The organism is Qipengyuania algicola, assembly GCF_042492175.1.
In the GTDB taxonomy this organism is placed as follows: domain Bacteria; phylum Pseudomonadota; class Alphaproteobacteria; order Sphingomonadales; family Sphingomonadaceae; genus CAJXSN01.
Window position 1 is genome coordinate 1,576,643 of the sequence record NZ_CP170453.1, and the last position, 11,995, is coordinate 1,588,637.

General features: G+C 62.8%; 11 protein-coding genes. 6 read left to right on the forward strand and 5 right to left on the reverse strand.

Annotation, left to right across the window (positions count from 1 at the left end):
• Window positions 1-4: 4 nt before the first annotated feature.
• From ACFCW2_RS07535 to ACFCW2_RS07545, 3 genes are read right to left on the reverse strand one after another with little or no spacing between them, the layout of a single operon-like run.
• Entirely contained in the window at window positions 5-1,297 is a 1,293-nt protein-coding gene (locus tag ACFCW2_RS07535) for an O-antigen ligase family protein (protein ID WP_379545346.1), read from the reverse strand.
• Complete coding sequence (locus tag ACFCW2_RS07540) at window positions 1,252-2,661, reverse strand: GumC family protein (RefSeq protein ID WP_379545347.1); 1,410 nt, start codon at window positions 2,659-2,661, stop codon at window positions 1,252-1,254. Before ACFCW2_RS07540 ends, ACFCW2_RS07535 begins: the two co-directional genes overlap by 46 nt.
• Entirely contained in the window at window positions 2,661-3,911 is a 1,251-nt protein-coding gene (locus tag ACFCW2_RS07545; protein WP_379545348.1) for a polysaccharide biosynthesis/export family protein, read from the reverse strand. The genes ACFCW2_RS07540 and ACFCW2_RS07545 overlap by 1 nt, the downstream gene beginning before the upstream one ends.
• 250 nt (window positions 3,912-4,161) lie before the next feature.
• On the opposite strand from ACFCW2_RS07545, the gene ACFCW2_RS07550 reads away from it, so the two are divergent.
• Complete coding sequence (locus tag ACFCW2_RS07550; RefSeq protein ID WP_379545349.1) at window positions 4,162-4,710, forward strand: heme NO-binding domain-containing protein; 549 nt, start codon at window positions 4,162-4,164, stop codon at window positions 4,708-4,710.
• Window positions 4,707-6,146, forward strand: a complete 1,440-nt coding sequence (locus ACFCW2_RS07555; protein WP_379545350.1) for a sigma-54-dependent transcriptional regulator — start codon at window positions 4,707-4,709, stop codon at window positions 6,144-6,146. The genes ACFCW2_RS07550 and ACFCW2_RS07555 overlap by 4 nt, the downstream gene beginning before the upstream one ends.
• Window positions 6,147-6,165: 19 nt before the next feature.
• Here the strand turns inward: ACFCW2_RS07555 and ACFCW2_RS07560 are convergent, their stop codons facing one another.
• The gene (locus ACFCW2_RS07560) at window positions 6,166-7,431 is read right to left on the reverse strand and encodes an acetyl-CoA C-acetyltransferase (protein WP_379545351.1); all 1,266 of its coding nucleotides are present in this window, start codon (window positions 7,429-7,431) and stop codon (window positions 6,166-6,168) included.
• 97 nt (window positions 7,432-7,528) lie between these two features.
• Here ACFCW2_RS07560 and ACFCW2_RS07565 point away from each other — a divergent pair, with 97 nt between their 5' ends.
• The 4 genes from ACFCW2_RS07565 (at window position 7,529) to ACFCW2_RS07580 (ending at window position 10,987) form a co-directional block, all read left to right on the forward strand.
• The gene (locus ACFCW2_RS07565) at window positions 7,529-8,302 is read left to right on the forward strand and encodes a crotonase/enoyl-CoA hydratase family protein (protein WP_379545352.1); all 774 of its coding nucleotides are present in this window, start codon (window positions 7,529-7,531) and stop codon (window positions 8,300-8,302) included.
• A gap of 2 nt (window positions 8,303-8,304) precedes the next feature.
• Entirely contained in the window at window positions 8,305-9,453 is a 1,149-nt protein-coding gene (locus tag ACFCW2_RS07570) for a CaiB/BaiF CoA transferase family protein (RefSeq protein WP_379545353.1), read from the forward strand.
• A gap of 17 nt (window positions 9,454-9,470) precedes the next feature.
• A complete protein-coding gene (locus ACFCW2_RS07575; RefSeq protein ID WP_379545354.1) occupies window positions 9,471-10,613 on the forward strand; it encodes an acyl-CoA dehydrogenase family protein in 1,143 nt (380 codons plus the stop codon).
• Window positions 10,614-10,687: 74 nt separating this feature from the next.
• Window positions 10,688-10,987 carry a GIY-YIG nuclease family protein gene (locus ACFCW2_RS07580; RefSeq protein ID WP_379548945.1) on the forward strand — a complete coding sequence of 100 codons (300 nt, stop codon included), beginning with the start codon at window positions 10,688-10,690 and terminating at the stop codon, window positions 10,985-10,987.
• 66 nt (window positions 10,988-11,053) lie between these two features.
• Here ACFCW2_RS07580 and ACFCW2_RS07585 read toward each other — a convergent pair whose 3' ends face one another.
• Window positions 11,054-11,929, reverse strand: coding sequence for an alpha/beta fold hydrolase (locus ACFCW2_RS07585; RefSeq protein WP_379545355.1), 876 nt, complete (start codon window positions 11,927-11,929; stop codon window positions 11,054-11,056).
• Window positions 11,930-11,995: the final 66 nt, after the last annotated feature.

Consider the following 11,995-nt stretch of genomic DNA (forward strand, 5'->3'; position numbering starts at 1 on the left):
AGTCTTAGGCGCTGGCTCCAGTAGCCCCGCGCAGCTTGCGGGCTTCGGCAAGCGATGTGCCTATTGCCACCCATGCGGGCCACACGAGATAGGCGAGCATCTCCAGATTTTCACCGAAGCTGTAGAGCGCCATCACGGCAATCATCGCGAAGCCGCACCGGCCCCCTGCGCTCGACAGGGCAGCGCTGCCCAGGACCGCAATTGTGGCGATCATCGGTACCGCCAGAGCGAGGGCTCCCGTCAGTCCTTTGACAAACAGCAGGCCATACCAGCTGTGGTGGCTGCCGATGGGCATGTACTCGACCAGATGGGGGCCGGCCTCGACGATCCCGTGGCCAAACCACGGCGCTTCGTTCTGCCAGCGCTCGATGGCAATCCGTCCCAGAGTTGCCCGCACCCGCGAGCTGTCTGCCCGCGCGCTGCTGAAGTCGGCGACCAGTTGCTGGGCCCAGTCGATCAATGCGCCGCCGAAAATGCCCGCGAGCAGGATGACCGGCACCGCCGCCAGCCACAATCCGGGACGGCTCCCATGCCGCAGAGCCCAGATTGTCGGCAGGATCACGGCCAGCGCAACCAGCGCAAGGCGCGATTGCGACAGCAGCGCGATCAGCACGGCTGCGGTGATGCCAGCAGTGCGCCAGCCCAGATGTTTTTCCTGCAAGGCGAGGATCACATAGATGACAGCAATCATCCCGGCCGCGGGGGACCACGGGGCGAAGAACTGCCAGCGCGGAACGCCCGAACCCGGCTCCAGAGTGTAGAGAGTCACAGCGAAATATTCCGGGCCAGAACCGCCGATAATGCTGAGCGGAGAGACCCACAGCGTTTCGGGCAGGCCGACAAACGGAGCGAGCAGGAAGACCGGGATCAGCCAGAGCGTCTGCACGCCAAGCTTGCACACAGCGCGGGCAATCACTTCCAGCCGGATATTCAGAACCGCACCGGCAAATGGGAACAGAGCGATCAACGCCCACCCCTTGGCCCAGCCGATGGTCGATTTGATCGTCGTGGCCAGCCCCAGCGCGTTGGTCGTGTGGCCGATCCACAGGATCAGCAGCATGGCTGCCATGCCGGCGATCCATGTGTGGATGACCCAATCGGGGCTGGCCGCGCGCGCATCGGGGGCTCTGCCGGGGGCGGAATAGAGCGCCCAGGCAGCCATGCCTGCAAGGATCCAGCCAAGGGCGGGGCCGGCGATATACAATCCCCCGACCAGCCAGAGCAGCCAAGTGGATTGTATGACCGCGCCGATCAGCCGTTCGGCAGGATTTTGCGGATGATCGGCTGACGAAGCCATAGCAGCATGAACCCGATAAGGAGGAGGAAGGTGGCTCCGGCAGCGCCGCCAAGGACGAGCAGGGGCTGGGGCGATGCCTTGCCGCGTGGCAGCGAAGGCACTTCGAGTGTCTGGACCAGCGGATAAGACGCGAAATGATCGGCCTTGTTGGTATCGAGCCGGGCCAGCGCAGAGCTGAAAACCGCCTCGGCCACGCGCAGTTCGCGGGTCAGTTCGGACAGCTCGGCGGCATGGCGGACAAGGCTGCCCTTGCGCGCGGATTGCTCGCCGATCTGGCGGCGGACTTCGGACAGGGCAGCCTGCGCACCGGCCCCGTCACTGTCGCGGGTCATCAGCGATTCAAACAGCGCGGCGCGGTTGCCCGATACGGACAGATCGGCGAATTTCATCACGGTTGCGCGGTTGAGACCGGCAAGCGTGCGGCCCCGGCTGGCGAGTTCGCCAAGCAATTCGCCTTTCTCTGCGCCCAGTTCCTCCATTTTGCCATGGGCCGGACCCAGGGTCGCGCCCTGTTCGGTCTTTTCGGTGGTGATTTCGGCATAACGGTCGAGCAGTTTCAGGAAAACCGGATCGGATTGCAAGCGCAGGGCGCGGTTGGCCGTGGCGGTCGAAACACCCAGTGTTGAAGCAAGGCGTCCGGTGGCCGCGCTGGACTGGCGCGCCGATACGCGTGCCATACGCTCGCGGTCGCGCAGCGTGTCGAGAGTGGAAATACGGTCGGCAAACTGGTCGAGCGAGACGAGGCCCGTGCGGCCCTGAAATGCGAGCAGTTTCTGCTGCGCCTCGCCAACCTTGTCCTGCAATTCGGCAATACGCTGTTGGTCAGCCTCTTCGCGCATGGCGGCTTCATCGGCGCGCAATCCGTCGAGCGCGGTGAGAAACGCGGTGCGCACGGCTTCGCTGCGGTCCCGTGCCTGCTTAGCTGTGGCGCCGGGCATGGAGACCGAGATCAGGTTTGTCTGGTCGACCAGCTTCACAGTCGGCTGGGGGAAGTCGGACGGCTTCTCGCCTAGAATCCGCGCGGCATTGGTCGTGATCCGGTCCGACATCAGCAAGCGTTTGTAGTTCTCCGTCGGGCTCAAGGTGGAGCTGGAGAATGCGGAGGTCGTGTTGCTGCTGGCCTGCCCGATGGACTCCAGATTGAGCGAGCCGCCTGCGCCGCTGCCGGGAAGGATCAAGGTCATCTCGCTGTCGTAGCGATCAGGAGCGAAGGCCATCACAGCCAGTGCAAGGCCCCAGATCGCCGCCATCGGCGGAAGGATCGCCATGATGTAGCGGCGATACCGGCCGAACGAAGGCAAGCCGTCGCGCAGCCAGCGGCCCGCGCGCACCAGACGCCGGGGCTGAGTGGTCATCATGTCCATCAGTTCGCCGCCTGTTGCAGGACGATGGCAGGCGTCGCAGCGCCCGCGACGTCGGAGAAAAGGCTCAGGGCTTCGCGGAAATTGGTCCACTTGCTGTCATAGCAGGCGAGGGCATCGCCGGGCATGAGATAGGGGTCGGCCAGATCGCGATCGGCCTTGCGGACCAGCTTCTCGATGTCGCGTTCGATAACGATCGACTGGCCATTGCGCGGATTGCGGCTGATCAGAACAGCGCGGCGGTCGGACTGCATATAGGTCCCGCCGACACAGTTCATCGCGACCAGCGCCTGCAGCATGCGTGTGCCGTAAGGCAGTTCCCCGGTCTTTGCGCCGATGGCGGCACCGGCATTGTTGTTCGCGCTGCGGGTGAGGTTCGACATATAGACCTTGATGCCCGGCTGGGTCAGCGGGCCGGGGCGAACAAGGCTCTCGTCGAAGCACGACGTCTCCGGCACGATGATCCGGTCACCGGCAGCAAGCACGGGGTCGTTTGCGGGCAAGGTGCCCATCATGCCGCTCATGTCGAACACGGTGAACTGGCTGCCACGCACCAGCGTGATGGCCGTGACGTCGGCATCGGGACGCACTCCGCCTGCCGCGCGCAGAGCTGTCGAAAGCGTGCGGCCAGCATTGGCATCGCCAGAAACCTCGCCTTCCTTCTGGCCTATGCGGGTCTGTGCAGTGCGCTCTCCCGGGCGGACCGATCCTGCCTGAAAGACAGCGCCCGACACGGTAACCGCGACGCCGCCTGCTTCGGCCAGCCGCACACGGACGGCGTTGCGCAAGGGGCGCACCAGGCCCGCACCGATGAGCGATGCGCGCAGTTCATTGGAGAATTCGGCTGCGGTGCGACCTTGCGCTTTAACTGCGGGGAGGGTGCCCAGCGATACCGTGCCATCGGAATCGACCACGTAGCTTCCGCTGAGACCGTCCGGATCGCCCAGTACCTCGATCAGCAGGCGGTCACCGGGGCCGAGGCGCAAGGTTGCCGCGCCAAGCTCGCGAGGGGAGACCTGCTGGTACCCGGTAAGGTTCGGGGCAGCATCCAGAGCGCACTGCTGCGATGCGGGAGCCAAGGCCCGATCGACCCACTCGCCCTTGGGGTGGTCGCCCGATTGCACCGACTGGCCCGGTGCCCAGCGGGCAGAAGAGACGTTGGCAGGTGCCGGTCCAGCGCTGCATGCGCCCAGCACGAGGCTGGATGAAAGCAGAGCCGCAATGGCTGATTTGGCAGAACGGGTACGGGTCATAGCATTGGGTCCGGTCGGAATAGGATGCCTCCACCTGTTCAAGACCCGTGCCAATTCCCCGGAATGGCGGAAAACCGTGCCTTTTAGCAGAATGCGAAAAAGCTATTCGCAAAATGCAGCGGCAACATTTTGCATTTTGGGAAGGAATTTGCATTATGGGATGGTTTTCGGACGAATTCGGGTGATTTGTCGTGTCAAATTGCGGCATGATTTTTGCATGAAGCGGGATGTCATCGATGAAAGGACATCCATGAAGGGTATTATCTTTGCCGAGCTGATCGGCTTTATGGAGGAAGTGGGCGGGCTCGATTTTGCCGAGCAGGTGCTTGCTTCATCCGAGTTACCAAACGACGGTGCGTTCACCCGTATCGGTACCTATCCGGCCGCCTATGCACTCAAAATGGTGGGCGTCGCCAGCGAGGTGAGCGGAATTCCCGCTGACCAGCTGTGCAGGCAATATGGCGAATGGCTGTTCGCGCGGTTCGTCATTCTGTACCCGAAGATTGTGGGGCAATATCCGACCGCCGAAGTCATGTTGGAGCATGTGGGGTCGCACATCCATGAGGAAGTCGTCGTTCTGTATCCCGATGCCAAACCGCCCAAGGTCACAGCCACCCGGGATGATGAAGATCTGATCATCCACTACAGCTCGCACCGTCCGATGGCGCATATTGCATACGGCCTCGTGAAAGGCTGCATGGTGCATTACGGCGATACGCGTCAGGTGGAGTGGGTCGGCGACAATGACCCGGCCAGTGCGAGTTTCCGGATTGCTGCTCCGGAGACATTGGCCGCATGACAGGTGCCCGCATCCTGATTGTGGAGGACAGTGCCTCGCTGGCGATGAGCTATGCGGCGCAGCTTACCGATGCCGGCCATGAGGTCGAGCTGGCACAAACAGGGGCAGAAGCCGAGGCGCAGCTGGGCGCTGCGCAATTCGATGTGGTCCTGCTGGACCTGCAACTGCCCGACGCCAACGGCCTGGACCTGTTTCAGGCGCAGGCCTCGCGTTTACAGGAAACCAGCGTCATCGTGGTAACGGCCGATGGCTCGCTGGGCCGCGCGGTCGAGGCGATGCGGCTGGGGGCCTATGATTTCCTGGTAAAGCCGGTCAGTTCGGAACGCTTGCTGACCACCGTGCGGAACGGGGCCGAGCGGCACCAGCTGGCGCGCGAAGTGAAAGCCGTCCGCTCGGCCAGCCGCCGCGACAGTTTCCATGGCTTCATTGGTGCATCGCCTGTGATGCAGGCGATTTACCGGGCGATCGAGAACATCGGCGATTCAAAAGCGGCGGTGTTCATCACCGGCGAAAGCGGCAGCGGCAAGGAGGTGGCAGCAGAAGCGATCCATTTGTCCGGACGGCGCGCAAAGAAGCCGTTCATCGCGATCAATTGCGGCGCGATCCCTGAAAACCTGCTCGAATCCGAGCTGTTCGGCCACGTAAAGGGGGCTTTTACCGGTGCACTGGAAAACCGAATCGGGGCTGCCAAGGCGGCGGATGGCGGGACGCTGTTCCTCGATGAAATTTGCGAGATGGAACTGAAGCTGCAGGTCAAATTGCTCCGCTTCCTCCAGACAGGTATGATCCAGCGTGTCGGCAACAGCAAGGCTGAGCCGGTCGATGTGCGCATTGTCTGTGCCACCAATCGCCAGCCGCAGGTCGAAGTCGCCGAAGGCCGTTTCCGCGAAGACCTGTATTACCGGCTCAACGTTATCCCGCTGGAGCTTCCCCCATTGCGTGACCGGGGCGACGACGTCCTGGTGATCGCCCGCAAATTCGCCGAGCGCTTTGCCGACGAGGAAGGGCGGTTGATCGAGCAGATTACGCCCGAGAGCGAAGAGAGCCTGCTGGCGCATAGCTGGCCGGGCAATGTCCGTGAGCTGCAGAACACGATCCGCCGCGCCATCGTTATGGGCGACGGGCCGGAACTGATTGTCGAGCCGATGCCGCGCATAGCGAGCAGCGCTGCGAGCCTCGCCATGACGCCAGAACCCGGTGCCTCGGCAGATGGGCAGGAACGCGCTCCAGCGGCCTCGCCCGGCCCATCATTCGACGCAGGCCAGGCGCGCGAAATGGGTGCTGATCTCTCCGTCAGCCTCGATGCGATCGAGCGGGTGGCCATCGAAGCGCGGCTGGGTGCACTGGACGGCAATGTGGTCCAGACGGCCCGCACGCTCGGCGTCAGCCCGTCCACGATCTATCGCAAGATGGAGAAGTGGGAGCAGGCCGGCTAAGCCAGCCCGCTCCAATGACTTAGACTGTCTCGACAATAATCGCCGGGGCCATGCCGCCCGCAGCGCACATGGTCACAAGGCCGCGCTTCTTGCCCTGACGCTCAAGCTCATCGACCATCGTGCCGATCAGCATGGAACCGGTCGCGCCGATCGGATGGCCCAGTGCAATCGCGCCGCCATTCACATTGACCTTGTCCCAATCCAGATCGAGATCGCGGACGAATTTGGCAGCGACCACGGCGAATGCCTCGTTGATTTCGAACAGGTCGATATCGTCCAGTGTCATTCCGGCCCGTTCCAGCACCCGCTTGGCAGCGGGGACCGGTGCGTTGAGCATCAGCGTGGGGTCATCGCCCATATTGGCGGTCGCGACGATCTTTGCGCGCGGCTTCAGGCCGTGCTCGTCGCAATATTCTTTCGAAGCAATCAGCACCGCTGCTGCGCCATCGACCACGCCCGAGCTGTTCCCGGCATGGTGGAAGTGCTGGATGTCCAGATCAGGGTATTTCTGGTTGATCAGCTTGCGGAAGGTGGTGCCGTCCTTGTCCAGCGGCACATCGGCCAGCTTGGGGAAGGCAGGTTCCAGCTGGGCCAAAGTTTCCATCGTCGTCTGCGGGCGGGGAAATTCCTCGCGGTCAAGAATGACGGTGCCCTCGTCATCGACCACCGGCACCACCGACTTGTCGAAGCGCCCTTCCTCGATGGCCTGCGCGGCGCGTTGCTGGCTGCGATAGCCGACCTCGTCCAGCTCCTCGCGGGTGAAGCCTTCCATGCTGGCAATCGCATCGCCGCACACGCCCTGATGGCTCTGCGGATGCTTGGCTTGCAGGCGCTCGTTATAGCTGCCCATCATCGGCGGAGCGATGCCGGCGGCCATTTTGTCCTTGGCCATTTGCGCGGTCAGGCTCATCATTTCCGTACCGCCTGCGACCACGCAATCGGCCATGCCCGACATGACCTGCGCAGCGGCCAGATTGACCGAGGTGATCCCGCCGCCACAGAACCGGTCCAGCGTCATACCGCTGCTGGTGATGTCGTAGCCTGCATCCAGCGCAGCCATCCGGCCCATATCGCCGGCCTGTTTTCCGTCTTGCGTGGAGACCGACCAGATCACATCGTCCACCGTCTTGGTGTCGATCCCGTTGCGCTCCGCGATGGCCTTCAGGACCGTCGCGGCGAGATGCTGCGGATGTTCGGCTGCCAGAGCGCCCTTGCCCTGCTTGCCGATCCCGCGCGGGGTGCGGACGGCGTCTACGATATAGGCTGTATGGGGCTGCGTACTCATAGGAATCGGTCCTCTCACTTTTTGTCGGTTGACGTTTTCGTAAAGGCTGGGCAGCACCGCCACAAGGAAAGTTTCAAAAAGCTACGGAGAGACATTCATGACCGATACCGGAACCGACGAACTGCTGGCTGAAGAGCGGGACGGCGTCCTGATCCTGACGATCAATCGCCCCGAGGCGAAGAACGCCATGACCAAGGCGTGCTCGGAAGCCATCGCCGCACAGCTCGACCGGCTGGATGCGGAAGACGATCTGCGCGTGGGCATTCTGACCGGCGCGGGCGGCACCTTCTGTTCGGGCATGGACCTCAAAGGCTTCCTGCGCGGCGAAAGCCCCAGCGTGAAGGGGCGAGGGTTTGGCGGCCTGACCGAGAAGAAACCGGTCAAACCGCTGATCGCTGCTGTCGAGGGTTACGCGCTGGCCGGCGGTCTGGAACTGATGATCGCCTGCGATTTGGTGGTCGCCAATTCCAAGGCCAAATTCGGTATTCCCGAAGCCAAGCGCGGTCTTGCCGCTGCGGCGGGCGGCCTGATGGTTCTGCCCGATCTGATTCCGCACAAGGTAGCGATGGAGCTGGCGCTGACCGGTGACTTTATCGATGCGGCCCGCGCTTACGAGCTCGGCATGATCAACCGGGTCACCGACGGCGACGCGCTGGATGGCGCGCTGGAACTGGCCAAGGCGATCACCGCCAACGGCCCGATTGCCGTGCGCGTGTCGAAGCAGATCATGGACGAATCGCGCGGCTGGGAGCTGGACAAGCGCTACGAGCATCAGGCCAAGCTGCTGCCGCAGGTCTTCATGTCGGCAGACGCGCAGGAAGGCAGCAAGGCCTTCGCCGAGAAGCGTGCGCCTAACTGGCAGGGCAAGTAAGCATGTCGGGACCACTTTCGGGGCTTCGCATCATCGAATTCGCCGGGATTGGTCCCGGCCCGTTCTGCGGCATGATGCTGGCCGATCACGGCGCGGAAGTCATCCGTGTCGATCGCGCCAGCGGCGGGCGGGGCGGCAGCCAGCCGATCACGACCAAGGACGTCCTGGCGCGCGGGCGCAAGTCCATCGCGCTGAATCTTAAGAGCGAAGAAGGCGTCGCGCTGGCCCGCAAGCTGTGCGCCAGTGCCGACGGCATCATCGAGGGATTCCGGCCCGGTGTGATGGAGCGTCTCGGCCTCGGGCCGGACGAACTGCTGAAAGACAATCCGAAGCTGGTCTATGGCCGGATGACGGGCTGGGGTCAGACTGGCCCGTACAGCCCCTATGCCGGGCACGATATTAACTACATCGCTCTTGCCGGGGCGCTCGCGCATTTCGGGCGCAAGGGCGAGAAGCCGACGCCGCCGATCAACATGGTCGGTGATTTCGGCGGTGGCGGGATGATGCTTGCCTTCGGCATGGTCAGTGCGCTGCTCGGTGTGGCGCGCGGCGGAGCCGGACAGGTGATCGACGCCGCGATGACCGATGGCACAGCGGTGCTGATGAGCATGATGCACGGGATGAAAAACACCGGCACCTGGCGCGAGGATCTGGGCGTCAACCTGCTCGATACCGGCGCGCATTTCTATGACACGTACGAGACGGCGGACGGAAAATTCGTCTCCATCGGCAGCATCGAGCCACAATTTTATGCGGAGCTTCGGCGGCTTGCCGGGCTGGCAGAGGACAGCGATTTCGACGCGCAGATGGTCCCGGCAAACTGGGACGCGCTGAAGGCGAAGCTCACCGCGCTGTTCAAGACCAAAACCCGCGACGAATGGGATGCTCTGATGGAGCATACCGATGTCTGCTACGCACCCGTTCTCACCATGAGCGAGGCTGCGCAGCACCCGCATAACACCGCGCGCGAGACCTTTATCGAGGTGGGCGGCGATACCCAGCCCGCGCCGGCTCCGCGCTATTCCGGCACGCCCACGGCTAGGCCCACAGCGGCGCCGATGCCGGGCGACCAGACCGATGCTATCCTCGCCGATCTCGGCATGGATGAAGACCAACGAACCGCTCTGCGCGAAGCAGGGACGGTCGGCTAACAGGACACGATTGACCGATGCTCGATACCGCAACCCGCACCGCCTATACCGACGATCACCACGCCTTCCGCGACACCGTGCGCAAGGTGTTCGCCGAACATATGGAGCCCTTCCTCGACCAGCATGAGGAAGAGGGCATTGTCGGGCGGGGGCCGTGGAAGGCGCTGGGCGAGGCAGGCATGCTGTGCCCCACCGTCGCCGAGGAGCATGGCGGTCTCGGCCTCGATTTCGGGTTCAATTGCGTGGTGGCCGAAGAGCTGGCCTATATGGGCTCGTCCGCCGGCTTCACGCTGCAGAACGACATCACGGTCAATTACTTCGAGCGGCTCGGCAGCCCGGAGCAAAAGGAGAAGTATCTCCCCGGCATGATCTCGGGCGACGTCATTTCCGCCATTGCCATGACCGAGCCGGGCGCGGGCTCCGACCTGCAGGGCATCCGCACCACTGCCAAGGAAGATGACAATCATCTGATCATCAATGGATCGAAAACCTACATCACCAACGGCCAGAACGCCGATGTGGTGATCGTCGTCGCCAAGACCGATCCTAGCGCGGGCGCGAAGGGCACCTCGCTGGTGCTAGTCGATGCCGGCACCGAAGGCTTCGAGCGCGGGCGCAATCTCGACAAGATCGGCCAGCATTCGGCGGATACGAGCGAGCTGTTCTTCAACGACGTGCGCGTGCCCAAGACCAATATTCTTGGCGGGGAAAATCGCGGCTTCATCCACCTGATGGAAGAGCTGCCGCAGGAGCGCCTGTCCATTGCCGTCAGCGCACAGGCCGGTGCCCAGCGCGCCTTCGACGAGGCGGTGAAGTTCACCAAGGACCGCAAGGCCTTTGGCAAAACCGTGTTCGAGTTCCAGAACACCCGCTTCACGCTGGCCGACCTGAAAGCTCGGCTGCAGGTCGGGTGGGCCCATCTTGACTGGGCCATCGCCCGCCATCTGCGCGGCGAACTGACCACTGGCGAGGCGAGCGCTGCCAAGCTGTGGCATACCGAAATGCAATGGGACTGCGTCGACACCGCGCTGCAACTGCATGGCGGGGCAGGCTATATGAACGAATACGCCATCGCGCGCCTGTGGCGCGACGCCCGCGTCCAGCGCATCTACGGCGGCACGAGCGAGATCATGAAGGAAGTGGTGAGCCGCGAGGTTTGAGGCGAGCGCTTGAAACTCTGCATTGCTTAGAGTTCGTCATTGCGAGGAGCGAAGCGACGCGGCAATCCAGAGTGATGACGCGCCACTTCCAACCCGCCTGCTATATCATGGCAAGCGCCCGCAACGGCACGATCTATGTTGGGGTAACGTCGGATTTGCCAAAGCGCGCGTATCAACACCGCGAAGGTGTGGCTGACGGTTTTACACAGCGGCACGGTTGCAAAATGCTGGTCTGGTTTGAGCTGCATGCAACCATGGAACACGCGATATTGCGCGAGAAACAGCTGAAGGCTGGTTCACGGAAGAAGAAACTAGCGCTGATCGAAAGCACTAATCCACAATGGCGCGATCTGTTTGCGGAGGTATGCGCCTAGTCACTCTGGATTGCCGCGCTTCGCTCGCAATGACGAATTGGGAGGGGTGCGAAATGAGAATTCATCTCACCCGATAAACCCCTTCACCTCGCTCACGAAATCCTCGAACCGGTCGTGATGCACCCAGTGGCCCGCACGCTCATACGCGCTCACGCTTACATTCTCGCCGAAGTGCTTCATTCGTCCGTCTTCTTGCGGATTGCTGGCCCAGCTGTCGTTTCCGTAGACCAGCAGGGTGGGGCAGGTCAGGCGGCCCCACAGTTCCTCCACCTGTGCATGCGTCAGATCGTCCGGCGGCCAGGCGTGGAGGTGGGGGTCGAATTTCCAGCTATAGGTGCCGTCCTCGTTGCGGATCACAGCGTGCAGGGTCAGGTGCTCGGCCTGCTCGCGGCTGAGGTAGGAATTGGCCTCGTGCATCCGATCCAGCGCGGTTTGGAACGTGTCGTATTTGCGGATGCTGCGGGAGCTGGCCTCGCGCTTCTTGTCGATCCATTCGATCCGGCGCTCATACCAAGGCGTTTGTTCTTGCTCTGCCTGCACCTTGGGGCTGGGGCCAAGGCCCTCGATCGCGACCAGCTTGCGCACCTTGTCCGGATACATCCCGGCAAACCTTGTGGAGACATTGCCGCCTAGCGAGTGGGCCACGATGGTGACCGGGGCCAGCTCCAGCTGGTGGACCAGCTGCGCCAGATCATAAACGTAGGAGCTGACATTATAGACCCCGGTATTGGTCCATTCGCTGTCGCCATGCCCGCGCAGATCGGGGCAGATTACGTGCCAGTCATGGCGCAATTCCTCCGCCACCCAGTCCCAGCTGCGGCAATGATCGCGCCCGCCATGCTGCAAGATCAGCGGCGGCGCATCCGGATTGCCCCAATCGGCATAGTGCAGCCGGGTTCGCTGGCTGATGAAAGTCTGCGAAGTGGGGCCAATCAGCTCCATGGGAATGTCCTGTCAAATATGGTCTTCGGAACGCGTTGCGAACCGCTACCGATTGTATACGGTGGA